This is a genomic window from Seonamhaeicola sp., from assembly GCF_028281565.1.
GTDB lineage: Bacteria > Bacteroidota > Bacteroidia > Flavobacteriales > Flavobacteriaceae > Seonamhaeicola.
In genome coordinates this window covers 1-25,531 of record NZ_JANQJQ010000003.1, presented here as the reverse complement: position 1 = coordinate 25,531, position 25,531 = coordinate 1, and the positions used below count along the sequence as shown (strand labels likewise).

Annotated in this window: 18 protein-coding genes; 8 read left to right on the top strand and 10 right to left on the bottom strand. The window is 34.6% G+C overall.

The features are described from left to right. Nucleotides 1-47: 47 nt before the first annotated feature. The 7 genes from Q0983_RS00240 (at nt 48) to Q0983_RS00210 (ending at nt 11,961) form a co-directional block, all read left to right on the top strand. Nucleotides 48-1,169 carry a hypothetical protein gene (locus Q0983_RS00240; RefSeq protein WP_299546939.1) on the top strand — a complete coding sequence of 374 codons (1,122 nt, stop codon included), beginning with the start codon at nt 48-50 and terminating at the stop codon, nt 1,167-1,169. Beyond that, the gene (locus Q0983_RS00235; RefSeq protein WP_299546936.1) at nt 1,159-1,635 is read left to right on the top strand and encodes a three component ABC system middle component; all 477 of its coding nucleotides are present in this window, start codon (nt 1,159-1,161) and stop codon (nt 1,633-1,635) included. The genes Q0983_RS00240 and Q0983_RS00235 overlap by 11 nt, the downstream gene beginning before the upstream one ends. Next, complete coding sequence (locus Q0983_RS00230; protein WP_299546934.1) at nt 1,632-3,566, top strand: DUF3732 domain-containing protein; 1,935 nt, start codon at nt 1,632-1,634, stop codon at nt 3,564-3,566. The genes Q0983_RS00235 and Q0983_RS00230 overlap by 4 nt, the downstream gene beginning before the upstream one ends. A 182-nt stretch (nt 3,567-3,748) precedes the next feature. Beyond that, nucleotides 3,749-4,735 carry a hypothetical protein gene (locus Q0983_RS00225; protein WP_299546931.1) on the top strand — a complete coding sequence of 329 codons (987 nt, stop codon included), beginning with the start codon at nt 3,749-3,751 and terminating at the stop codon, nt 4,733-4,735. Nucleotides 4,736-4,796: 61 nt separating this feature from the next. Continuing rightward, nucleotides 4,797-9,602 (top strand): RecQ family ATP-dependent DNA helicase, encoded by a 4,806-nt coding sequence (locus Q0983_RS00220; protein ID WP_299546928.1) that lies wholly within the window; start codon nt 4,797-4,799, stop codon nt 9,600-9,602. Between the two features lie 118 nt (nt 9,603-9,720). Beyond that, nucleotides 9,721-10,092, top strand: coding sequence for a hypothetical protein (locus tag Q0983_RS00215; protein WP_299546926.1), 372 nt, complete (start codon nt 9,721-9,723; stop codon nt 10,090-10,092). 84 nt (nt 10,093-10,176) lie between these two features. Then, nucleotides 10,177-11,961 (top strand): DUF4209 domain-containing protein, encoded by a 1,785-nt coding sequence (locus Q0983_RS00210; protein WP_299546923.1) that lies wholly within the window; start codon nt 10,177-10,179, stop codon nt 11,959-11,961. A 150-nt stretch (nt 11,962-12,111) separates the two neighbouring features. On the opposite strand, the gene Q0983_RS00205 is transcribed toward Q0983_RS00210, so the two are convergent. The 3 genes from Q0983_RS00205 to Q0983_RS00195 all read right to left on the bottom strand — a co-directional run bounded on the left by Q0983_RS00205 (nt 12,112) and on the right by Q0983_RS00195 (nt 15,701). Continuing rightward, nucleotides 12,112-12,453, bottom strand: a complete 342-nt coding sequence (locus tag Q0983_RS00205; RefSeq protein WP_299546920.1) for a hypothetical protein — start codon at nt 12,451-12,453, stop codon at nt 12,112-12,114. A 35-nt stretch (nt 12,454-12,488) separates the two neighbouring features. Next, the gene (locus Q0983_RS00200) at nt 12,489-14,279 is read right to left on the bottom strand and encodes a cell division protein FtsZ (protein WP_299546917.1); all 1,791 of its coding nucleotides are present in this window, start codon (nt 14,277-14,279) and stop codon (nt 12,489-12,491) included. 486 nt (nt 14,280-14,765) lie between these two features. Further along, the gene (locus Q0983_RS00195; RefSeq protein ID WP_299546914.1) at nt 14,766-15,701 is read right to left on the bottom strand and encodes a class I SAM-dependent methyltransferase; all 936 of its coding nucleotides are present in this window, start codon (nt 15,699-15,701) and stop codon (nt 14,766-14,768) included. Nucleotides 15,702-16,183: 482 nt separating this feature from the next. On the opposite strand from Q0983_RS00195, the gene Q0983_RS00190 reads away from it, so the two are divergent. After that, entirely contained in the window at nt 16,184-17,752 is a 1,569-nt protein-coding gene (locus tag Q0983_RS00190) for a Fic family protein (protein ID WP_299546911.1), read from the top strand. An 89-nt stretch (nt 17,753-17,841) separates the two neighbouring features. Here Q0983_RS00190 and Q0983_RS00185 read toward each other — a convergent pair whose 3' ends face one another. From Q0983_RS00185 to Q0983_RS00155, 7 genes are all read right to left on the bottom strand, one after another. Further along, entirely contained in the window at nt 17,842-19,356 is a 1,515-nt protein-coding gene (locus Q0983_RS00185) for an aminotransferase class V-fold PLP-dependent enzyme (protein WP_299546908.1), read from the bottom strand. Between the two features lie 612 nt (nt 19,357-19,968). Further along, complete coding sequence (locus tag Q0983_RS00180) at nt 19,969-20,742, bottom strand: DUF2182 domain-containing protein (RefSeq protein WP_299546905.1); 774 nt, start codon at nt 20,740-20,742, stop codon at nt 19,969-19,971. Nucleotides 20,743-20,757: 15 nt separating this feature from the next. Next, complete coding sequence (locus Q0983_RS00175; protein WP_299546902.1) at nt 20,758-22,368, bottom strand: tyrosinase family protein; 1,611 nt, start codon at nt 22,366-22,368, stop codon at nt 20,758-20,760. A gap of 525 nt (nt 22,369-22,893) precedes the next feature. Further along, nucleotides 22,894-23,160, bottom strand: coding sequence for a hypothetical protein (locus tag Q0983_RS00170; protein WP_299546899.1), 267 nt, complete (start codon nt 23,158-23,160; stop codon nt 22,894-22,896). After that, the gene (locus Q0983_RS00165) at nt 23,151-23,444 is read right to left on the bottom strand and encodes a hypothetical protein (protein WP_299546896.1); all 294 of its coding nucleotides are present in this window, start codon (nt 23,442-23,444) and stop codon (nt 23,151-23,153) included. The genes Q0983_RS00170 and Q0983_RS00165 overlap by 10 nt, the downstream gene beginning before the upstream one ends. Before the next feature lie 395 nt (nt 23,445-23,839). Continuing rightward, entirely contained in the window at nt 23,840-24,238 is a 399-nt protein-coding gene (locus Q0983_RS00160) for an L-rhamnose mutarotase (protein WP_299546893.1), read from the bottom strand. Between the two features lie 221 nt (nt 24,239-24,459). Further along, nucleotides 24,460-25,531, bottom strand: a 1,072-nt coding sequence (locus Q0983_RS00155; protein WP_299546890.1) for an ROK family transcriptional regulator, incomplete at its 5' end; no start/stop codon positions are given.

Here is a 25,531-nt window from a genome sequence, read left to right as displayed (position 1 = left end):
TACATAACTAAGAAATTGAAATAGTGTTTGGTTTTTAAATTGCATAAATGTCTAATATAGGAGCTACACCTAATATTATGGGTTTTGAGTATCAGAATTTGATTGCTCTACTAAAATGCCTTGAGGCAAAAGACCATACAATTATATATTTAGAGTGTAATGGAGATGTATCAGACGAAACAACTTCGTCGGAAATTAAACACTCCATAGATCCAAACAAAACATTGCATGAGACACATATTGATTTTTGGAAAACTTTAGGCAATATCGCGGAAGACTACGAAGCCTTTAGCTCCTATTCAAAACTAATACTGCATACAACTGCAAAAATCAAAGAAGGCTCCATTTTTAGTAATTGGGAAAATTTAAGTTCCAAACAAAAGGCTGACAGTATCCTAAAAATAGCTCCAAACAATACTATTAAAAAGCATTTTGACAAAGTCAAAAAGTGTAATTCCTCCGAATTAAGCAGGCTTCTTGAAAGATTTGTAATAGAAGACAAACAACTTAGTATACATGATTTATACAACGAAAAACTATTGAACCATGTAGTTATTATTAATTCACTTGAAGAAAAAAATAGAGAACCATTGGTTCAAAGGTTAATGGGATACATTGATACCACGCTAATAAAATCCGGCAGCAATAATTATATATGGAAAATTAATGTTGATGATTTTAGAAGCACATTACAAAGCGAGTTAAAAAAATATCAAATAGAAGATTTTATTTTTCCAATCATATCTAAAACAGAGGTTATAGGTGACGAGAACGAGTTTAGCTTTACTGAAAAGTTAAAAGAAATTGATTACATGAATATGGTAAGTTTTGCTGTCAACGATTACTTAAGAGCACAAAAAAGTAGGATAAAAATGATTATCGGTAGATCCAATTTGTCTGGTGAATTAGATCTTTATGATGAGGAAATTTCAGAAAGCATGCTCTGGTTTAAGGCTAAACACATTGACAAGTTAGAAAATCCAAATAAAGAAATAATCAAAGAAATGTCTAAAAAGTATTATGATGAATGTTTATTACACGTATCCGCTAAAACAGACATAGAAGGGGTTAAGGGTGTGCGAGAATATTACCCTAAAGGAAGATTGCATTTTAATGCCGAGGAAGATCACAATTTTAAATGGATGCTAAAAGAAAACGATGAAAGCTAAAGAACTAGAAAACTTAATTTTCAATCCTTTATATACCAGTAGAATATTATTATTCTTTATTTCTGGTGCGCAATCAATAAACCCAAAAGGAATTAAAACCGAACTAATTTATATTGCTCTTCCGTTTATATATAATGAGATGTTATGTGGAAAGCTGTCAAGATTAAACAAAAAATCAAAATTAAACTCATTAATAAAAATTAATGACTACCAATTATTTCTAAGCCTATTAAACGAAAAGCTAAGCGATTACAAAGGAATTACAAATAAGGCTTTGATATATCTTGGAAACAAACAGAATATATCTATAAATAACTTTATATCCGTATCGTCTCCAATTCATTATACAAAACAAGAGAATCCTGATTTAATGGAAATCAGTAAGGCATCATACAACCTTGGAATGGTAATCTCCAAAGAAAGATATTTAGATGTTTTTTTAAAATTAAGAATAACTGAATTATGAAACTTATAATTAAGCAAATTGCTATTTTCAAAGAGTCCGGTGAAAAAAGACATATTGAATTTAATGATGGTTTAAATATCATTACCGGTGATTCGAAAACTGGTAAAAGTGCATTGATTGAAATAGTCGATTATTGCTTATTTTCTTCAAGATCTAGTATTCCCAAAGGAAAGATTACCAATTACGCCTCCCTATTTGTAGTAATATATCAATTAGAAGATCATTATCTCATTGTAGGTAGACCATCACCGGAAGGAGGCAATATAAATGAAGCCTATTTTAGTTTAGAGTTTGAATATGATGATAATTTGAAAGATCTTCAATATGAATATTTTAATGAAATTAGCGCAAAACCAATTAAAGGGGATGTACAGACTGACTTTGAGAGACATATTGGATTATCTATAGAAAAATTAGATACGGAGAATGAGAAGAAATTAGGTAAACTATCCATAAGAGATGCTGTTTCCTTTTTGTTTCAGCATCAAAATTTAATTGCAAACAAACATGCTCTATTTTACCGATTCGACGACTTTAATAAGCGAAAAAGAATCATAGAAGCTTTTCCAGTCTTATTCGGCTCTGTGGATGAAAATTATTATGAGTTGACAAGAAAAGTCAAAGAACTTGAAACCAAAATAAAAGCGGAAAAAAAAATCATTCAAACTTTAAGAGGCAGAAAAGAGGATGAAATAAAGAATTTAAGAGATCTAATTCAACTATATTATTCAATGTTAGGCAAAACATTAGAAGACGATTTAAGCCTACCAGAATTAAAAAAAATATCAATTAACCTTCCTCTCCCACCTATTATAATTGATAATCAATCGAAACTTTTTAAAGATCTGAATGAATTTCAAAAGCAATTAAATGAAAAGTATTCTGAAAGAGCAGAAATAGAAAAAGCAATTAACAGCATATATGATAATGATGGTGAAAGTCTAGATTACGTTAAAGAGTTAGTAAAAATTCATTCCAAACAAAATGATGAAATTGAAAATCATAAAGACATTAATTGTCCTTTGTGTAATAATAATGTTGCTGAAATAAACAATAATATAAGCACCCTCCATTCCTCAAGACAAAAGCTTTTAGAGGAACTAAAAAAATTAGGAACCTATTCCAAAGACAACACTGAAATCGTATCGAGGTTTAGGAAAAAAAAGAAAGAAATAAATAAAGAAATAAATAAATTATCAAAATATATAAGTCGATTAACTGCTCAAAACAAAGCGATTAAAGAAGGCTTAAATAACAGGGAGAAACTTATTTTCCATAGAGGAGTAATTCAAAATACAATCGAAAATTTCCTTAAAAACAATAGTCTAAAAGTTGAAAATTCAGACTTAAATGAATTGTTATCCGAATTAAAAATCAACAAGGAATCACTGGCTAAATATGACATTGAAACTTTTTATCGAAACTCCGAGGTACATTTAAAAGGTAATATGGATCGTATTGCAAATAAACTAGATTTTGAAAAAGAATTAAAACCAATAGATTTTAATTTTAATTTATCTGATTTTTCCTTTTATCATGAAAATAAGGGAAAAATTAGATTAGACGAAATGGGCAGTGGTGCCAATTGGTTGGCCTGCCATTTATCCATTTTTCTTTCATTTTTACATTTAAATTGTGCAAACGAAAAATCGGTAATTCCAACTTTTCTAATCCTCGATCAACCTAGTCAAGTATATTTCCCGAAGACAGCGAATAAGCAAGAACTGGAAGATGAAGAGGCAGAAGAATATGATGAAAACATCGAACAAGTTAAGAACTTATTTAGAGTAATGAATGAAGAAATCGACTTGATTGAAAAAAATTCTGGATTTAGACCGCAGATTATTGTTTTGGAGCATGCTAATGACGACGATTTTAGTGAGTTCATTCTTAGAGACTGGGATAAAAGAAAAGGGCAAGGACTTATATAATTAAAGTAGTTTAATTCCCTAAAATATGAAAAACAAAAAAACATATCCAAAAGTTGATGAATTAAGCCAAAAGGCCTTTGAAATACTTAAAGAAATGATGGAGTATTTGAAAAACAAAAACTATTTGGAAAAGTAAGTAGCATTATTTTATTGATTTGAAATACTAAAAAAAATATTTAAAGATGAAAGATATTTTAGGAGGTAATAACTACCGTTTTGGTGTTGAGACGTTTTTGTTAATGTATCTAAATCAATATCAATTTGTTCTCGGGTCTGATTTAGATAGCTACGCACAAGCCAACGAGGTGTTTACTGAAGACAATCCCTGTAACATTTATTTTGTTTTAAGAAGGCCCAAAGTTACTGTCGACCCTAATCCAATCAAAATTGATGGAAATAAAGCGAACCTAAATTTTATAATTCATAACAAGGATGAAGTTGGCATGGTCAACGTAGGATTTGAATTTCAGCAAGCTCAATCCGAATTGGAGTTCCGGACAGAATATCCTTATAATTTATTTACCCTTTCAGATAAAAATGGTGTACTACTAGGCGCCCGGCCCAGCACATTGATTGACAGTATCCAACTTAAAGATAATATCGATGTCCCTTTTTTAGATTACGAGGTATTATACATTGGACAGGCTTATGGAATAAATGGTAAAAGAACTGCATTGGACAGGTTATCCACTCATGAAACTGTTCAAAAAATATATACCCATTCACTAACTCAATATCCGGACTCAGATATTTGGATACTACTTACAAATTTCAGTCAACAAAGTATGCTGTTTTCAGCTCCGAATGATTTAATCAAAACTAAAAAAGAAGACTCTCAAATTGAAATCGAAAAAGAAAAACATTTTTTTAACAACAATGGTATTTCATTAACCGAGAAGCAAAGGATTAACTTTACAGAGGCTGCCCTAATTAAATACTTTCAGCCAAAATATAATAAAGAATTCAAAAACAGTTTCCCTTCTGCCAAACACAAATCCTATTCTGAATGCTATGACCTAGATATTAAGGCGTTAACCATAGAGCTTGACACATCTGAAAATACTCGAAGAATATTTACTGAAAATACGGAAAGGACTCATCGTCATATGAAAATGTTTGAATTCAATTCTGACGCTGATAGAATTAGTTTTATGAAGGTTTTCGGATAAGTCTTTCAAGTAGAAAAGCATAAAAATGAAGAAATTTTAATTCTCTGAATTAAGAGTACACATGCAAAACATCCTATTCTTAGATATAGAATCCCATCCAAAGAAAAAGAAAGTTGATTACGGCGCAACTTTCAAGGGGCAGGAACTGCATGAAAAAAGCACCCACAAATTAGAACAATGGATCAAGGAAGCTGAATATATCTGTGGGCACAATATCTTAAATCATGATATACCCATATTAAGGGAGAAACTAGGAGATTACATTTTTGCCGATAAAAAATTCATAGATACTTTGTTGTGGTCTCCGTTGCTTTTTGTTAAAAGACCAAACCATAAGCTTACTAAAGGATACCGCATTGTAAATGCCTCCGAAGTAAACAACCCTTTATCAGATTGTAAATTAACTGAAGCTTACCTGGTTCAAGAGCTAAACAGGTTCAGCAGCTTAAGTCTTGAGGAAAAGAGCGTTTACTATGGATTACTTAAACATGAATCAAGCTTTAATGTATTTTTTGAATTGGCAGCATTTGATTCTTCAAAAGCCATTAACATAGGTGTTGGAGAATTATTGAATGGCGCTATCTGCTCGGATGTTGATTTAGCTTATTATAAGACCCATAATCCAGTAGGATTAGCATATGTATTTACTTTATTAAAACTTGGAGATGAAGATGCCTTATTACCTCCTTGGGTACGACATGAATATCCTGAGGCTGAAAAAATTTTAAATGAAATTCGTTTTGAATCCTGTGCTAACACCAATTGCCACTATTGTTCAACCAAATTAAACCCTAAAAAAGCACTTCATGAATATTTCGGTTATACAGATTTTAGAAAATTTGAAAACCTTAGAACCATTAGCTTGCAAGAAGAAGCCGTAAGGGCTGGATTAAAAAGAACATCTTTTGTTGCGGTTTTCCCTACTGGTGGTGGAAAGTCACTAACTTTTCAATTGCCTGCTCTTATGAAAGGGCAATCAACAAGACACCTAACCATTGTGATATCTCCCTTGATTTCTTTGATGAAGGATCAAGTTGACAATTTAAGGGAGCGCTTTGGAATAACGAAAGCCGTAGCCATCAATGGATTATTATCTCCTCTAGAACGGCAGGAAGCATTTGAAATGGTTAGTGATGGCAGGGCTGACATTTTGTATGTATCACCCGAATCATTAAGATCCCCTTCCATATTCCGGTTAATACTAACGCGTTCCATTGGGCGCGTTGTTATTGACGAAGCCCACTGTTTTTCGAGTTGGGGACAAGACTTTAGGGTAGATTATCTGTTTATAGCAGATTTTATTAAAAAGGTAGAAAATGAGAAAGGCACCAATCCAATACCTGTGTCCTGCTTTACGGCTACTGCAAAACTCCAAGTAATAAAGGATATAAAGCAATACTTTGGGAACCATTTGGGTTTAGAGCTAGAGGAGTTTGTAACCAACAAAGGAAGAACCAACCTTTCTTATGAGGTCATTAATGTAGAGGATCCAACAAGAAAAATGAATCATCTGTTCCCAATCCTTCAAAACTGTGAAAAGCCGGTTATCATATATGCTTCAAGGACCAAAGAGGTTGAAAAGGTAAGTACCTTGATTAATGAGGCTGGATTTGATTCGACATTTTTTCATGGGAAGTTGGATAAAGACAATAAGAAGGTCCATATGGATGCCTTTATGAATGAGCAGAAGGAAATCATAGTTGCAACATCCGCTTTTGGAATGGGGGTTGATAAGGACAATGTAAAGACCGTTATTCATTATAATATTTCAGATTCGTTGGAAAATTATATCCAAGAAGCAGGAAGAGCTGGTAGGAATGAAATAATTAATGCCAAGTGCTACATACTATTTACCGAACAAGATTTAAATAAGCATTTCAGCTTACTCCAGCAGACAAAACTAAATCATAAGGAAATAAAAGATGTTTGGAGGGCGATAAAGAGTCAATCCAAATATAGGGATAGGATTAGCCAGTCAGCACTGGAGATTGCCAAAAAATCAGGATGGGATGCCGAGATGTTGGATTTGGAAACTAAAGTCAAAACAGCTATTTCTGCACTTGAAGACCAGGGCTTTTTAGTGAGGTCTTTGAATACGCCAAGGGTTTTTGCTGATAGTTTATTGGTTAAGAATTTTGGCAGCGGACAGGAAATACTTCGAAAAAGCAACAAGATAAGCGATGAGGACAAAAAGGATTGTGCCATTGTATTGAAGCGAATAATTACGGATGATGAAACAAGGGTTGATTACTTAGCGGACATTACACAACTTAGTGCTAAAAGAATTCAAGATGTCATTAGAATGCTAAGAGACCTGTCCATTTTGGGTGATGCAAAGGATCTTACAGCATTTTTAAGTTTAGTACAGTCCAAAAATGGGTCGAAAAAAATTATGGAGGCCTTTTTGAAGGTTGAAAAAGGACTGTTGGAATTACTAAAATCAAGAAAAACCACCATCCCATTAAGAGAGCTCAATCAGAGATTACTGGATAATGGCGTAGTTGAATCAGGTGTTGAGCACATCAGACTCCTTTTAACTTATTGGGATAAAAGAAGGTTTATAAAGAAAAGTAGAAAAGATAAAGAACGAGATATATATGATATTGAAATTATAAACCGTGATACTCTTAATGACGATATAAAATGGCGCCATGATTTAACATTGTCAACTTTTAGATATCTTGAACAACTCGCATCTAACAACAAAGATCATAAAGGGAGAAAGGATGAAGTTCCGGTTTCATTTTCATTACTTGAGCTGAAAGCATCCAACCAGTTTATGGGGAACTTAGTGGAGGAAAACACTAAGAAGTATGAACGATGTTTGTTATACCTAAACGACATAAAAGCCATTAAATTAGAAGGAGGCTTCATGGTGTCTTATAATAAATTGAATATTTCGGATGTCGACAAAACCAAACGTGTTTTCACCACCGACCACTATCGCAAGATGAATGATTTTTATCTTCATCGAACAGAACAGATTCATATAGTAGGCGAATATGCCAAGAAATGTGTGCAAAATTATGAATCTGCTTTATCCTACGTGAACGATTATTTCACCTTAGAATATCAAGAGTTTTTGGCCCGTTACTTTCCACGTAAAAAAAGAGATATCCAAAGGGCGATTACACCTAATCGGTTCAAGGAAATCATTGGGAATTTAGACCAAGACCAAATGAAGGTCATGGAAGATAATGATTCTAATAGAATTTTAGTTTATGCAGGCCCTGGTAGTGGAAAAACAAAGGTATTGGTTCACAAAATAGCTAGCTTGCTACTTATTGAGGATATAAAACCTGAACAATTTATGATGCTTACCTTTTCTAAAGCTGCCGCCTTAGAATTCAAGCAGCGTATAAGGAACTTGGTTCCTGAATATTCGGGTCTTATAAAGATAACGACGTTTCATGGTTTTTGTTTTCAGCTACTTGGACAATTAGGTGACCTACAGAAGTCGCAGAACGTAATCAGGGCTTGTATAAAGGCCATTACAGAGGAAGAAATAGATATTACTTCCATTGAAAACAAGAGTATATTGATGTTTGATGAATTTCAGGATATCAATAAAGAAGAATGGGAGTTAATAGAATTAATTATTAAAAAAGCTGAAAGTCCTAGAGTCATAGCTGTTGGAGATGATGATCAGAACATTTACAGTTTTAGAGGCTCTTCTAATGCATTTATGAGCAAGTTCAAGAATGACTATGCTGCCACCTTGTACACGCTACCAAAGAATTATAGAAGCTATTCTGAAATAGTAGATTTTAATAATCACACCTTAATTTACCTTAGAAATAGATTAAAAAGGCAACGATTGGTTGCTAGCAATACAAGAGGTCAAGGAAGTGTCTCCATAATAAAATATAATGGAAAGCACCTGGAACAACCTATAGTTGATTATTTGCATACAATTGGTTTGTCTGGCAGTAAAGCTGTTTTGACAAGAACAAATATGCAAGCGCTTCTTGTTAGTTTTTTACTTAAAGACTTGGGGTTCAAGGTTAGATTAATGGCGGGGTTTGAAGGGTTTCGAGTTTCTGATTTATATGAAATAAGAACCTTTGATCAACGGCTAAAAAAAGAAGCAGGAAATACCGGAATCATATTAGAGACAACTTGGGAATTAACGGTTGATTGGTTTAGGGAAACATATCGAGGCAATGAGCATTACGAAACATGTATTGGGTTGATTAATAAATTTGATCATGTATTCCTGGATAAAAAACTTTTGGTTGACTGGAGGGAATATTGCCGTGAAATCAATATGGAAGATGTCATTAAACCTGACTCGGAAGTCGTTGTTGTTTCCACCATGCACAAGGCTAAAGGCAAGGAATTTGACCATGTGTATATGCTGGTGGAAGATTATGACTATTCTTCTGATGAATCAAGGCGATTGCTATATGTGGCAAGTTCAAGAGCAAAAAAGACCTTGCACATTCATTCCAATGTGAATTTTTATGATCAAATTAATACAGAATATATTCATAGAAGTTTATTCCACAGGGAATTAAAAGAACCTTTGGTGTACGAGATGATATTAAGCCACAAAGACATTAATTTAAGTTCCCTAAAATATCCTGGATCAAAATCGATTTTAAGGACTATAAGAACTGGTGATATGTTAGAAAAGGATATTATGAAATTTGCGGATAATGAAGCACCTGGATTGTGTAAAAACAACCAAGGTAATCTACTGCTATTTTCTAGGAAATTTGTTGAGGAACAGTATAACCCAATGCTAAACAAAGGATATGCCATCGAAGAGGCCAAAGTACAATATATTGTCTACTGGTATAACAAAGATGAGGATAGGGAATACAAAATTGTTTTACCTAGATTGAGGTTTAGGAAAAAGGATTAAACATCTAATCAGGTTCTGCAAATAATTCCTCCATATTATCTACTTTTATATTTACATATAACAGAAACAAATACAATTGTTTTATTTATACTATAAAGCTAATTCAAACTAAGCGATAATGACTGCTAAGAACATAAAAGACATAGAATTTAATGACATTGCATTTATAGAGCAACAAGGTCGGAAAGCAATAATTTTATACGGAAAGGACAAACAAAAAGCGGAGAATTTACATCAGGCAATGATGGAAAAAGGTTTTAATTTTAAACACCAACCCGAGGCTAATGGTTGTTACACTATCGGTCTTGATGTCATAAGTTACGGAATGAAATTAATACTTGAAACCAAATTAAAAAAAGAATCATATCCACAATTAGTTTGGTTAGACAATGCAAGTATTTCAGATGTTATTATAGCGTACAAAGAAGGAAAGAACACTCAACTTATCCAACCTTCGTTCTCCTTAAACTCTTGGATAAACCCTAATTAATCATGTAGAATTTGAATCCTTAACTAGTATATAAAAAGTACATCAATCCAAATTAAAAAACATCTTCAAATTTGAGCAACTTTTATGACTGAATTCCCAATCGAATTAAAAACATTTTATGACTCAATTGAAAATCTTAGTTCTTTAAGTACTTGGAGAATTATGAGAGAGATTAAACCATCTCAAAGAATTGAAGGTGATTGGGAAGACAAGTTAATAACGGAACGAAAGGCGTTAAACTATAATATAAACAAGGGACTTTTGGTAACGAATTCCCAAGTGATTGATTCAAAAGGCGAAGTTGCAAATATTAACCTTGAAGATAAAGATTTAGATTATTTAAAAATTCGTCTGGCGGAAACCAAAAATATTTGGCTAAAAGCAAGATATGCACACTTATTATGGCAAGAAACCAAACACAATAAATATGCGGAAACAGCCATTGATAATTATATCATAAACATAAATAATATTAAAGGTGAAGAAGCTGATCAGCTCCCAATTATTCTATCAGCTATTCTATACATTTCAAAAAAATCGAAAAAAAGAATAGACAATGCTAAAGAAACAGCTCTGACGCTTATCAATGATTTACCTATTTGGATTAAGTCCAATATACTCAATGCAATATTAGACAATAACATATTATCAAAGGATGATCTAAATCAAATTGCAGCGGACTTACCAAGTTGGACTGAAAACAAGAATGTAACCTCTTATTTTTTTAACAAAAACAAACTAGAAACCGGAATAAGACTTTATAATTCTCTGGAACTTCCATTAAACAATCTATACGCATTACTCGCAAAAAATGAAGATCTAATTTTAGAGGAACATCCGGAAGATACTGACTTTGTTAAATTCACAACCATAGGAACTAAAGCCAAATACCTAAGACTTGCAGGAAAAACAGATGAGGCTGAGGAGAATTTAAAAGAATACAATAGGCTAAAACAAACTGTAAAGTTGGGACATTTTAGATGGCAACTAGGTGATAAGGAAACCGAAATGCTAAACGAATATTTAAATATGAAATCTGAAGTCATATTAAATATGCCCTCTGAGGGAATCCTTGCTTTTTTTTCAGTGAATGAAGATATACTTGTTGACCCAACTGAAAATAAAGAAAATGCCAAAAAATCAATAAAGGAATCTGTTGCTCATTTATTTAACACTAGTGTTTTTGATATAAATAGTAATTTTAAAAACCTAAAAGATTCGGACAAAATTGATAAAGAAATAATTCAAAATTATGCAATATCACATGGAGTTAAATGTTCAAGCCTTTTCCTAAAAGTACTCGTAGATGGAATTTTAACCGGTAAATTGAATTATTACAAAATATTTGAATATTTAGAAACTTACACGTGGTACGGAACCAAATTCAAACGCGGGATGACTGATAATGAAATTGATCAAAACTCAACTTGGTTAACAATGCTTGCTCCGGGAATCCATAATCTATTCGCACAGTTTGAGCTTTCAGTATTAATGAACACGAATAAAATCAATAATTTCATATTAGCAATGGATTCTTTGACTATAAAATTTGAGGGAGCCTTAAGGGATTTTATTCTTTTATCTGGAGGGAATACATCTACATCGAAAAGGGGTGAAATTCAAGAACAGCTGCTAGAAGAATTATTGGATAATCCCACCACGAAGAAATATTTTACTCAAAAAGACATTGAACTTTTTAAATACACTTTTACATCAAAAGGAAAAAATCTACGGAATAATATTGCCCATTCATTTTTACAATTTTCTGATTATAAATTCGAATCTATTTCATTAGTATTCTTTTGCATCTTAAGGCTTGGGAAATACACATTTGAAGAAAAGGCCCTCAACCAACCAGAAGGTTTATAGTCCATTCTTATCACAATATCCTCTAACTTTGCCTTAATAAATTTTCCAGAAAAGTATAGTCATAAAACCGAGAAGGAATCTGATGGAAAAACTTCTATGCGGCGGCCTATTTTGGAGTGAGTATTTTGAAAGACCTAATAGACAAAACAACTATTTTTCAGAAAGCAATGTTCTTACAATTTCTTTTTTGGCAGATTTGGGGATTTCTGCACTTTTAAGGGCTTCCCACATCTCTTTTTTATTACGCTCCTTAACTTTGACCCTTTCTAGCCAAAAATCGAAGCTAACAAAGATGATACAGGTTAATATAAGCGCTAAAAGAACAATAACAGAGGTGGCATTATTTCCATATTTAAAAGACCAACTTTCTAAATCTACCTCGATATAGGTATCCAGCATTATTCCTGTCATTAATGCTGTAAACAAAACTACTTTGGTTCTATAAAACGAAACTCTTTTTAACCAAGCTATAAATCTACCTACAATATTCAATTCTTTCTTTTAATGGTTTAATTATGATATAGGGATTATTTTTTTTCCTTTTTACTTTTATCGCCCTTTAACAGTATATCATCCTCTTCCTGTTCATCGTGGGTCTCTTCAATTTTTCTAGGCTGCCTTTCAAATGGCGATATTTTTTCTACATCGTCCGACGTTGACTTGCTGAACATATAATTAAAATACTTCATCTTTAGCCTACGCTCTTCGGCGCGTTCTTTGAGAAGCTCTGAAATTGGTAAATTTACTGGCCCCATTTCTTCCTCAGCCACTTTTGCGGTTCCAGCCTTAATTGAATAATCAAATACATATTTTGCATCAATGTCCCCACTAAATTCCGTAAACGTGACCAATTCAGTGTAATCATTTACAGAAATACCTTCAATGTTCCGAAAAATATCGTAATCGAACTCACTGGAATCACTTTCTTCAAATTTTCTGGTTTGTGGTAGATCAAATGATAATTGAATCGCACTTTCCAGGCTCTCATTATTTTCACGTTTTTCAGAACCGTGCTGAATCTTTTTAAAGCCCGCACCTACCTCCTTTATCAGCTTATCATACTCCTTTTGTCTTTGTAAAAAAACATAATACAATTTTAGGGATAGCAGCCCCATGGTAACCATAAAACTACTAAAAGCAATGATATTGTTATATCCATTCAGGACAAACAAATAACCCAAAATAAAAAAAATCATAAGTGTAATTAACAGCACCTCCTTTTTGAAGAATTGGTTCTGTTTTTTATTATTTACAAGCTCCCTAACAAGATTTTGCCCAATATCCGCACGTGATTCCAAATGTTTTTTTGCAGTCTCAGTTTTCAATTCCAAATCATCATCAAAAAATCCGTTAGCTATTAGGGTGATCGCTATACCATCCTCCAGCTGCTCATCCTGAGTAAGGGACATAACGATTTCTGTTTGCTCACTGGAGGCTTTAGTAACTGCATTGTTTATCTCAACAATTTCATCTAAACCTGGTTCTTGCGTGCCATAAATAATATGTAAGAATACATTTTTCGCCCCGTAAATGGAATTCTCATCCAAAAAAGGAGATTTGAGCGCATCAGATATCGCCTTCTTGCCACTATTCTCCCCCGAGGCCGATGCCATTCCCATGATGGCCCTTCCTTTGTTTCCAAAAAACTTCTTTGCCCTACTCAGCTCCAGATTTGCTGCATCATATTGGCAAAGTGCACCAATTATATCGTGAAAAGCAATGGACAATATTTCATTTGACCTTGAAAAACCGGCTGCAAACCCTAAGTTTCCAAAAACCTCTCGAAGTCTGTTATTATTAATTATCAAAAGAGAATCAAGAATTTGATAAAGTTTCATTTTTCCCTTTTCGAATTGTTCCAACCGTCTCCTTCCCTCAAATTGAAAAGGGATAGTAATAATACCAATGGTTAAAATTTTCTTTTCCCTAGCCAAGTGTGCTACATATGGAGCTGCTCCGGTACCTGTTCCCCCACCCATAGCAGCAATTATAATGACCACCTTTGTTTGGGTACCTAAAATATTGTTTAGGGCCTGCTTACTTTCCCTTGCGGCCTGCTCTCCAACATTTGGGTCGGCTCCGGCTCCCAATCCCTGTGTTTTATCTTTGCCAATTTGAAGTTTATTGGGCACAGGACTATTTTGCAAGGCCTCAACATCTGTATTGACCACATAATAACCAACCCCCTTTGCAATACCATATTGATACATTAGGGCAACGGCTTTACCTCCACCTCCTCCCACTCCAATAACTTTAATTGGGCTTAATGTGCTTTCTGGCGTATTGAACGATATGTTAGTAGATTCGGCATCCTCCATTTTAGCCTTGAGATATACAGGATTATTCTATTGTGTTTTTTCGTATACCTTGTAAATATAACAATTAAGATGTAACAAAATTCATTCAAACAATTACTTCTCACCAGAATGGTGAAGATTCGAAACTATGTAATTCAAACAGCATATCCAAAATCCCCATACACTATCTGGTTACAAGTAAATTTGCAGAGAACAGTGTATTCTATACCCTGAACACTAAGAATTATATATTCATAAAACCTATTTATAGGTTTTATTATAAAGTAAACAATGGATTCGATTAACCAATTTTACCTGAACATTTAAGGTTTTGTCTTTTTGAATAATAGCCTAAAACCTAAGTTAATTCCGACACCCTAATTCTTTTAAAAACCCTGTTGGCATATTTGGAATGTTCTATATTTTTAGTATACTAAATATCGTAGGTATAAATACAAAGGTGTTTAAATAACAGTTGTGCTTAATTTTATGATTAACGAACCTCATTTAATAAATTGAATTAATCCATTTTGAAACTGACCTTGATTGCTCCGTTTTATACAATAAATGCCAATTTTTGTTCAATTGAACCTTACTTTCTTTTAGATAACCTACATAATTCAAAAACCATTCATTTTTTAATAAAGAACTGCATCGACTAATTATATCATCCAAACTCGCATCTATACCTACAGGCATATATTCATGACTAAAAAAATCATCATTTACAGACAATGGCTCTGCCAATTCGTTTTCAAAATGCAAAATAAAAGTAAACAAGTCGTAGATTCCTTTTTCGGTTTTTCTCCGCATCGTCCTATATATCCCTGTTTGTGAAGAAGCCATTGTAAAAAAAGATGAGAGGTGATTAGGTCCAAAAAAAATAGAATTTGGACAATACTTTGACAAATCGTATTTATCACTAGGATTATGAAAATAAAAATCATGTATAATCAAGTATCCACCACCTTTGACCAATCTATTAATATTCTTAAATATCGTTGGAATCATTGTCGGCGGTAGATGGTGAAGCACATTAACTAAATAAACATAATCAAACTCACTCTTTAGGTCCTTGAAATCATCCCATATACCAAAATCTATTTTCGATATGACATCTGAAAATTTTTTGTTTCCAGGAAAAACCCTTTCGAGGTCCGCAATTCTTTTCAAAGAAAATTCCTTTTCAGAAACAGAAGATTCAACGCCAAAGTACTCTATATTTTTCGTCAAGTGAGGTGGAAAGGACATTAAGCCTGCTAATAGTCTTCCCCAACCGCAACCAACATCAAGAATCTTCAACTTCGGTTGTGTATCAATTGGAGAACCCACCCAAAGTTCTCCTTTACCAGGTTTTGTCCGGGGAAATAATAACGGAGTTAGAATAGTTTCTAATTGTATATCGCCTTGAATTCCTTTAGGACAGTTTTTGTATCGAAACATAAAATTAATTAAAGATTGTTCAAAAGGTTAATAAACTATCCACAACCACTTATCCTATGAAAAGCAATAGCCCAGTTCTTCAAAGTTAATATTTATTATTTTAATTAGATAACATCTCAATTTATGCAAGCTGGTTATACAAAGAAGCTCAGAGCCAATTGCGATAAAGTAGTTGACCTTGGAAATAACGCAAAAATATATGTAGCGTACGAAAACATAAAAATCTGAAAAACAAATTGAAAAAACATACAATTATTGAGGTGAGATAGGTTGAAACAACGTGAATTAATCTTTGTTTAAAACTATTATTTTCAGTATATTTACATCTTAGGCTAACAAATGTACAACATACCAAGCTAACAAATGCACATCTCTATAAGCTAACAAATGTCCATCACCGTAGACTAACAATTGTTCGATAATAAATGACAGGGGATAAACCATATGAAGACCGTTAATGTAAAAAAGTAATACGCAAAAAAATGGCAACACCAGGAGAAAAACTAGCAGCTTCCTTAAAAGAATTAAAAAAACTGCAGCAGAATGAAAATGTTGTTGCTATAAAATCTTCTGAAATCAACAGGACCCATCGGGAAAGATTAACTAAAAATGGCTTTTTAAAGGAAGTTTCCAAAGGATGGTACATTTTCACAAATCCAAGCGATAAACCAGGTGAATCAACGTCTTGGTATACATCGTACTGGAATTTTTGTTCTAGATATTTAGCAGATAAATACAGTGGAAACTATTGTGTTTCCGCTGAGCAATCATTGTTGTTACATGTGGGAAAAACGACTATTCCACAACAACTAATAACAAAATCCCCAAAAGGACCAAATAAAGTAATCCCTCTTCTCTATGAAACAGTGCTACTTGAACTAAAGGGAAAACTCCCCCCAGAAGAAAATCTCGAAATCAAAAATAATATCAGAGTATACAACCTAGAGTCGTCACTTATAAATATACAACCTGTAATGTTCAAAACTAATCCAAATGATGTGAGAGCAGCATTACTAATGATTAAAGACTCATCACAAATACTTGGCCCACTGCTAGATGGTGGACATACTAGACCCGCCGGAAGAATAGCTGGCGCATTCCGAAATATGGGTAAAGATAAAATTGCCGATGAGATAATTAGCACCATGAGAGCTGTAGAACATGATGTTAGGGAAGTTGACCCTTTTGAAGAACAATTAAAATTAAATCTTTCAACTTTAATGCAATCACCACATGTCAACAGAATCAAACTAAAATGGGAAGAATATAAGAAAGTGGTAGTTAAACATTTTCCTGATGGACCGGACCAACCTATAGACGTTATTGACTATTTAAATTCTGTTGATGAAATTTATAAAACTGATGCGTACCATTCTTTATCCATTGAAAGATATAAGGTCTCGGAAGAATTAATCGATCTTGTAAGCAGTGGCGCATGGAATGTTTTAGAAAATGACGACCATAAAGAACTTGAAAGCGCAATGGCGGCAAAAGGATATTTTGACGCTTCAAGAGAAGTAAAATCCTCTATTGAAACAATACTAAATGGTACCAACTCAGGTCAAGTTGTTGATAAAGATCATTCTACTTGGTACCAAAAATTGTTTTCCCCAAGTGTTGCAGCTGGATTATGTAAACCATCGGATTTAGCAGGGTATAGAAATAGACCTATTTTTATCTCTAATTCAAGGCATGTACCAATGAGCAAAGAAGCCGTTAGAGATGCCATGCCAGCATTATTCGAATTGCTCATAAATGAAAATCATCCAGGAACAAGGGTTGTACTGGGTCACTTCTTTTTTGTCTTTATTCATCCCTATTCTGATGGAAATGGAAGAATGGCAAGGTTCCTAATGAACACCATGTTAGCTTCGGGAAATTATCCTTGGACTGTAATCCCTGTAGAAAGGCGGAAAGATTATATGACGGCTTTGGAAGAAGCTAGTGTAAATGATAATATAGAACCATTTACAATATTCATTTCAGAATTAGTTAAATCAAGTTTAAAAGGAGAACCTGAAGCAAAATTAATTGAAAGCAAAAATAACTAAGGTTATAGTTCATTGCGGGGTTATAACTAATTCAATGTACTTTTCCACAACTTTCTTAATACTTAGGAAGCCTAGCATGGAACTAACAACTAAATTTCAAACCAATCCCCTGTAATTATTCCTTCAGCCTGAACACCACTAAGGTGCCTATATTCATTCTTAACGGTTTCATAGCTATAATCCAGTCCCCACGCCTTAAAGTTCATGGCCACTTGTTCAATGGCTTCACAAATAAATTGAATCTCATCATTGGTCATGGTAGGATGAATGGACATACGGATCCAGCCCGGCCTATCGATCAGGCAGCCCTCTAAAATGTTTTGTTCAATGACCTTGGAGGTAGGCTCATCAACATTCAACAAGTAATGACCATAAGTACCGGCGCAAGAGCAACCACCCCGGGTCTGTATACCAAAACGGTCGTTTAACAGTTTTACCACCAAATTATAATGTACATCATCGATATAAAACGAAAACACCCCTAACCTATCTCGATGCCGCGGTGCCAGAATTTGCAGGTTTTCAATTTGGGAAAGCCTATCAAAAATAATGGTGTTTAATTCATGTTCCCGATCCAGTATGTTTTGAACGCCCATTTGCTCTTTTAGTTTAATGGCAAGAGCAATCCTAATGGCCTGTAAAAAGCCTGGGGTACCACCATCTTCACGGGTTTCAATATCATCTATATAATCATGGTCACCCCAAGGATTGGTATAAGATACGGTACCACCACCGGGGTTATCCGGCACCAAATTGTTGTACAGTTTTTTATTGAAAATCAAAACGCCCGAGGCCCCCGGTCCACCAAGGAATTTGTGTGGTGAAAAGGTGATGGCATCCAGGTATTCATCTTCATTAACCGGATGCATATTGATATTTACATAAGGCGCCGAACAGGCAAAATCTACAAAGCACAGCCCATTGTGCTGGTGCATAATGCCTGCCACTTCATGATAATTAGTTCGAATACCGGTGACGTTGGAACAGCCCGTAATGGCTGCAATCTTAATTGGGCAGTCCTTATATTTCTCAATAAGCCGCTTTAGGTTTTCCGTACAAGGCAGGCCAGCTTCATTGGAAGGGATGACCTCTACCCTAGCAATGGTTTCCAACCAAGAGGTTTGGTTGGAGTGGTGTTCCATATGGGAGACAAAAATAATGGGACGTTTTTCCTCTGGAACTTGGGTATGCTCCTTAAGATTTTCATTGAGCTTGATACCCAGAATACGCTGAAATTTATTGATGGCCCCGGTCATACCGGTGCCAACGGTAATCAGCACATCGTCTTCAGAGGCATTGACGTGCTTTTTAATGATATTCCTGGCATTGTGGTAGGCCAAGGTCATGGCAGAACCTGTAATGGACGTTTCGGTATGTGTATTGGCTACAAAGGGACCTATGTCTTTTAGCAGTTTTTCCTCTATGGGTCTGTAGAGTCTTCCGCTGGCCGTCCAATCGGCATAAACGATCTTTTTCCTTCCGTAAGGGGAATCAAAATATTGTTGATTTCCTATGGTGTTTTCCCTAAAAGGCCTGAAATATTCCTCAAGACTTGAATGTTCTTGAGGTTTAGAACGCAATAGTTTTCTTGTACTTTGTTCCATACTATTTATGGTTTCTGTTTTTGAAGAGGCGCTACCTTGACAATCGATCCAACCAAGGCTAAAACTATACTAAAGTAAGGAACTTAATCTGTATTGCAGAGGCTTTTAACATCTGTTAACCTATTGCTAAAAAACTGATTCAAAATACTCAAAATTGTTTAGGGGGTTTTAATGACTATGCTCTACTAAAACCATGGTCCCTCTAAGTTGGATGTACATTCATATACCTTTTTTCATAAACCATCAAAACCTTAGTTATTATGTGTCAGATAACATGACCAAGGTGCCCATGCAAGTGCTTCGATAGTTTTATATGGTCTTTGGGAACACCGGATTTTCAAGATGGTCTGATAGCGTAATTCAAAATATAAGAAACCCATTCAAAAAACTAAACCGTGACATCTTGTTTTTTTAAATGAATAATCAATGAAATTGTTTTTTTAAATCTGTATGAACTTATTAAACTTATAACAGAGTGTAAAATCCCATAATTTTACCATAATATTTTACAAGATTTCTTTGAAAGACATATTCAAAGTGACAATGATCTGACGAATTAAAATATTAATCTTCCAAAACGAAACTCCAAAATTCAGTTTAAGAAAGGTTTAATTAATTTCTTTTAAAATTGATATAAGCAGTAAGTTTTATTTTTGTTTGGGCAATAATCATTCTTGTAAACCTTAATCGAAGGTTGAATTCCCATCTTGGCACTCGTGGGTGCTCAAAGTGTTCAGCAATCATGATATAAGTCACAATTATCATGGCGGCATTATGCCCTTGTGGAAGCAACATTGGAAATAACATTAACGCCCAACCTGAGCCAATACATGCCAGGCCATGATTTACACCAAAGAACAAGGCATCTATCATTGTGTTCCATCCAAAAGCAGATAGGGTTTGATGGTTATGCCCAAGATTTAAAAAACGTTGTTTCATTGGGGAATACTGCCATAGTATGGCCATAAAACCTAATATCATAGCGGGCAGATAAGACATTGGCATCCATAAATTTACCCAAATAATTATTGCAATCATCAACACCCCTGCCAGCATCCAAATTATAATATAGCCAAAAACAAATAACAGGGCATTAGCGAAACGGTAACGTTTCAAACTTTGCAGGTAAATAAACTGAATCGGAAAGATTAATTTTGGCAACATCATTGCGATAACCATAAGTCCCCAACCCATTAACTGCGATGATAGAGGATTCATTTCAAGTAGCATTTGCAGGGATACCGAGGAAAGCCCTGAGGTTGAGATATGACAATGCTCCATGGTCATTATATTTCCAGGGTTGACTAAAAGTAACATCCAAACAACAAGGCTAGTACTTATGATTACAAGATCGATCGAAAACCGTTTATTTCTTGAAAGCTTCATACACCAAATTGAACATTATTGTCCTAAGCGATAAATACCTACGCGATCAATAGTTAAGTCATCGTCATTAAGTAATGGAAATTTTGTTTTAATAAGAATGTTAAGAGCGTCCACATCCTCATTACCTTCAAAATGTAGATCATCAATAATGTCCGTTATATTGAACTTAAATGAAAGTCCTGCACCGCCATGTAGGCTGTCCTTTGTTGATGCTTGCAACAGACCAAATAAAGAAACTGATTTTATTAATACTTCATTTATATAAACAGAAATAAAGTTCGTATCATTTCCCCCTCTTACTCCTTCTAACTGTAGATAAATTTCATCAGGAATGTTGGATGAAGAAACTTTAAAAAGGCTTCTTTCAACATTTTTCCATGACGTTCTATCAAGATGAGCCACTACTTCTGTTCCTCCACCTTTCAAGCTTAAGGCTCCCTCACTTGCTCCTACCAATTCTGCATTCTTCTTAAAAGACATTTTATCAATTTTTTCAATTTCTATATCATCTACACCAAATTTACGCATTCTTAAAGCAAATAGGTTCTTTGGTGGGGTCATATCATAGGAGGTCAAGGCAAGATCATCATATGTGTAAGTATATGGATTCCCCAAATATTGCAAATTAGTGGTACTTTGAACATCATCTGGCGTAAAATACCATGTTTTAGCATTTGCATCTACAGGCATAGCAAAACGTGAGTTACCACCTGCAGAAGGTCCCTTAAGCCAATTAGGATCTATTGGATTACTATTTCCACCTGTTATAATCCAAGCGTCCCACATACGATCAATATTGGCATGATGCAGGAAAAATATAGGATCTAGTGCCGCGGTTCCCGGAACCCCCATTAGTCCCATCTGACCTGCAGTATTTTGGCTACCCACCATACCATGTACAAAATTATGCGGGTTCATTTCTAAATCTCCAGTTTCTGAACCTCCATGACTAAAACCTGTTTCTCCACCACCATAGTAAAAGTCATATAACCCGCCTTTGGAACTTGACTCATAAATTTTATCCCATTGGCACTCATCATTGGCATCTGTACCATCCATACTTGGTCCCACTTCAACTTGTGTTCCGTATCTTTGTGGCACTAATAAAGGGTTGGCTGAACCATCAGGCAAATTAGTTACTGTAAAGGCTGGAGGAATATTATTTTGGGAGTACTGACTTGATTGATTTAGATAATTCCAATAAGGCAGCGCCCAATCTTTAGGACCGTCTAACTGGTTTGTAATGATGTTACGTAGAATAATTTCAATCGCCACTAAATACCCTCTATGCCAAGGAGGAAAAAACCAGGTTCCATGCTGACATTGATTCCAAAACAAATTCGTTAGGGTTCTAGATGGTAATGTGCCTAATTTAGCATCCGAGGTAATATAAGAAATATTGGGCCAATTCAGATATAGATAATTAGGGTTATTAATTCGGTTTATTAAAAATTCGCCATGAATTGCACCATAAAACCACCAGCTTACAGGATTACTAATTGGGCGTGATTGCATAACCTGAATAGCTTTAGCATACCAAAAAAGATCGGTATAATTTCCTGATGTATCTTGGAATTGTCCGCCATTATTGTTACTCCAAACATTTTTTCTCGTAAAACTTGCCATAATATAATTGTTTAGTGTTTTCTTAATAATAAAATTCTAGGAAGACATCATATTTTCGCCCTGTTTCCTGTCTTAACTTTAACTATTTGGATTGTCAACCTGACACCATGTTCCTTATCATTTTATAGTTCGGGTACTGACCATATAAAATAATATAAACAACTAGAAAAATGTTAATCAATGCAAATCAAATAGATTAACCTATCCATTCACTTTTGCTATTAAATAAATACTTAAGAAGACATTGGATTTATAATCAAAACTGTCTTGTAATGAGAGAATTGTTATAAATATAGTAAAAAAAATATTACATGTTTAATTTTTTAGTATTTTTAAAGGAATCGGATAAGCTCTCTAAACTTTATACTGTTTGACATCAGTAAAAAGTGAACTTTTATAGGTCGATTTTTAAGAGAGAAAAAAGATTATAATATTAACCCAAAAAGTTCAAATTTATCTAAAGACTTAAAATTTCGGTATAGGTATTCACCACAAAGGGAGCTATGTCGTTTAGCTGTTTTTCCTCTATGGCTTTGTAGAGTCTACCGCTGGCCGCCCAATCGGCATAAACAATTTTTTCCTTCCGTTAGGGAAATCAAAGTATTGTTGGTTTCCTATGGTGTTTTTATCAAAAGGCCTAACATATCCTACGGGAATTGAATGTGCTTGAGGTTCAAAACTTAATAGTTTACTTGTTCTTTGCTCCATACAATTTATGGTTTCCGCTTTTGAAGAGGCATAACCTTGGTAACTTATCCAATCAAGGCTAAACCTGTGCTCTTCTAGATCCATTGTCTCCCTAAGTTGAACATATATTGAATACCTATTTGCATAACCATTAAAACCTTAAATTTTATTTGTTGAATAAGCCTATGAATAGCTTTATTTTCTTCTAAGCGCAAGAGGTATCCAAACCCAAAGGAATTCTTTCCATTATTTTTCATGGATACCAAAGCAGAAAAATCGGTAAGAATATAATCATAACCAGAATTATCAGGTTCGTTCGAAACTGTCCCTTTTAAAACCTGCCTAGATTCTATTTTAGAACTTAAATGGCCAGTGCTTGCCCAATTCATTGCTTAAATTCACATTCGGTAATAGACCAAATTGATAAGCCTCTTGTGAATTCATCTTTATAAATAAGCAACAAAATAATATTGGCAAAAATTTCTTAACCATTTTCTTTGATTAAAATTAATAATACCATCTCTATGCTTATGAAATCCAATTGAGTATATTCTTTGTTATTTGGAAATAAAAAAGGGCTACCGGCTAGAAATCGCTAACTCTCAAAAAATAATTCCTTGCCAAATAGCCCAATCCAACTAAAACTAAACAACTATGCTTTTAATCTTATTTTTTTATTAATGAAAAACAACAATCACTATAATACTAAACTTGAATTTTTGTCAATATCCATATTCAAAAACCGATTTTATTATTTACAAAAAGTCTCGAAAACGTCATTCTTTTACTCATTAAAGTATATTCTTTCCATTTCTGTCCAACCATTGGATCCCTTCAAAGGTATCTGCATGGGATCACAGATCTTTAACCATTCAATGGTTCTTTCTTCTTTGGCCATTTGCTCCATGTCTCTTTTAAAATCTGAACCAGTGTATTCGTAGTATCCAAATTCATAAAACTCCACAGAATCAATTTGCTGTAGAAAGATGGAAAAATTCTCAATGTTATATTTAGTAAGTAAATCTCTTACCCCTGGATTGGTATCGGCATGAAGTTTTTTATACTCATTTATCATTTCCGGTTTAATTTTAATGACCATTCCAACTCGTTTAACACGTTCATCTCTGCAACTAATATTCAACAAGAATGTTAAAAGCAGGATACCTAAAAATTTAATTCTCATAAGACTGTTTTATTTTATCCTCTTTTTCGTTTTTAAATTAACTTAGTATGAATCCCATACCAGCTCTATTATTTCAATGTCTATGGCCATTCTGGGGATTCCTTTATAATCTACCACAAATTGCTTAGCCAAGGTTTCTATTTCGGACTTAGACATTTCTATATCTTTGGCAACGCATGCTTTTACATCTCACCTTACTCTTTTGCCTGATTTAGGATGTTCTAAGCAACTCCAATCTCTAGGTCAAGGACCCTATCGAGAATCAATGAAAATGCCCCCATCAACACGGCATTTTCCCCGGAGGATGGTTCCATAAACCTGACCCTAGCCGAAAGGTTTGCCACAGAGTACTTTCTCACCTCGTTTTCCAGTCTATCCCTGAGGAATCCTTTTGCACTCAAGGGCCTTCCCGATAGCACGATACATTCCGGGCTGAACAGCTTGATCAAGGTATCCAAGCTTATCGCCAGACGCCTGATGTCACCATCCCCCAAGCAGGCTTTCATCGTTCCGATAGAATTGCTTTCATCTTCCACAATGGGCCGTCCCAGATTTCCTGCATATCCGTTGGCTCCGAAAAAAGGCTTTCCTTCTATGATGATTCCTGCTTCCATGCCATTATTTATATCTACGCATATAAAGTCCCGGTACCTGCTCCCTAGCCCGTACCACAATTCGCCCAAAGCTATCAGACGGGGCACATTATCATAAAAAACCGGTAATGGTGTATATGCCTTCAGCCCGCTTACGACATCTACGTTTTTCCAATTAAAAACCGGGGCCCGTTCTATGATACCAGTTCGTCTATTTACGGAACCTGCTACTGCCAGCCCGATCCCGAGCACCTTTGCTCCCTTATCTACCCCGCGCGATATCAGGGTATCCACAATGTCCCCGATCTGTGCCATCACTCCCCTACCGCCTTTGGATGCTATAGGGACCTGAAGCTCTACAATGAACTTTCCGTCCAGGTCTGACAGTGCACCGCGTATGTACCCATCACCTAATTCTATTCCTATAACAAAATTCTCCCTTGAGTTGAACCTTAACATTTTTGGCCTCCTGCCACCACTTGATGTCCCTTTCCCTTCCATAGTGACCAGTTTCTCCTTGACCATCAGGTCATCCGAAATCCGTGTGACCGTCGGTGCGCTCAACCCCGTCCGTTTCGCGATTTCCGCACGGCTAATACGGCCCTCATCCCTGATAAGGCGCAAAACGCTTATTTTGTTGAGCCTGTTTATGTAACTTGAATTGACCGTACGTGACCTTTTCTCATTCATATGACGTTCT

Coding starts and splice junctions, on each gene's coding strand:
- Q0983_RS00240 (WP_299546939.1), top strand. CDS start 48: ATGTCTAATATAGGAGCTACACCTAATATTATGGGTTTTGAGTATCAG.
- Q0983_RS00235 (WP_299546936.1), top strand. CDS start 1,159: ATGAAAGCTAAAGAACTAGAAAACTTAATTTTCAATCCTTTATATACC.
- Q0983_RS00190 (WP_299546911.1), top strand. CDS start 16,184: ATGGCAACACCAGGAGAAAAACTAGCAGCTTCCTTAAAAGAATTAAAA.
- Q0983_RS00220 (WP_299546928.1), top strand. CDS start 4,797: ATGCAAAACATCCTATTCTTAGATATAGAATCCCATCCAAAGAAAAAG.
- Q0983_RS00180 (WP_299546905.1), bottom strand. CDS start 20,742: ATGAAGCTTTCAAGAAATAAACGGTTTTCGATCGATCTTGTAATCATA.
- Q0983_RS00165 (WP_299546896.1), bottom strand. CDS start 23,444: ATGAATTGGGCAAGCACTGGCCATTTAAGTTCTAAAATAGAATCTAGG.
- Q0983_RS00160 (WP_299546893.1), bottom strand. CDS start 24,238: ATGAGAATTAAATTTTTAGGTATCCTGCTTTTAACATTCTTGTTGAAT.
- Q0983_RS00195 (WP_299546914.1), bottom strand. CDS start 15,701: ATGTTTCGATACAAAAACTGTCCTAAAGGAATTCAAGGCGATATACAA.
- Q0983_RS00210 (WP_299546923.1), top strand. CDS start 10,177: ATGACTGAATTCCCAATCGAATTAAAAACATTTTATGACTCAATTGAA.
- Q0983_RS00170 (WP_299546899.1), bottom strand. CDS start 23,160: ATGGATCTAGAAGAGCACAGGTTTAGCCTTGATTGGATAAGTTACCAA.
- Q0983_RS00230 (WP_299546934.1), top strand. CDS start 1,632: ATGAAACTTATAATTAAGCAAATTGCTATTTTCAAAGAGTCCGGTGAA.
- Q0983_RS00225 (WP_299546931.1), top strand. CDS start 3,749: ATGAAAGATATTTTAGGAGGTAATAACTACCGTTTTGGTGTTGAGACG.
- Q0983_RS00185 (WP_299546908.1), bottom strand. CDS start 19,356: ATGGAACAAAGTACAAGAAAACTATTGCGTTCTAAACCTCAAGAACAT.
- Q0983_RS00215 (WP_299546926.1), top strand. CDS start 9,721: ATGACTGCTAAGAACATAAAAGACATAGAATTTAATGACATTGCATTT.
- Q0983_RS00175 (WP_299546902.1), bottom strand. CDS start 22,368: ATGGCAAGTTTTACGAGAAAAAATGTTTGGAGTAACAATAATGGCGGA.
- Q0983_RS00200 (WP_299546917.1), bottom strand. CDS start 14,279: ATGGAGGATGCCGAATCTACTAACATATCGTTCAATACGCCAGAAAGC.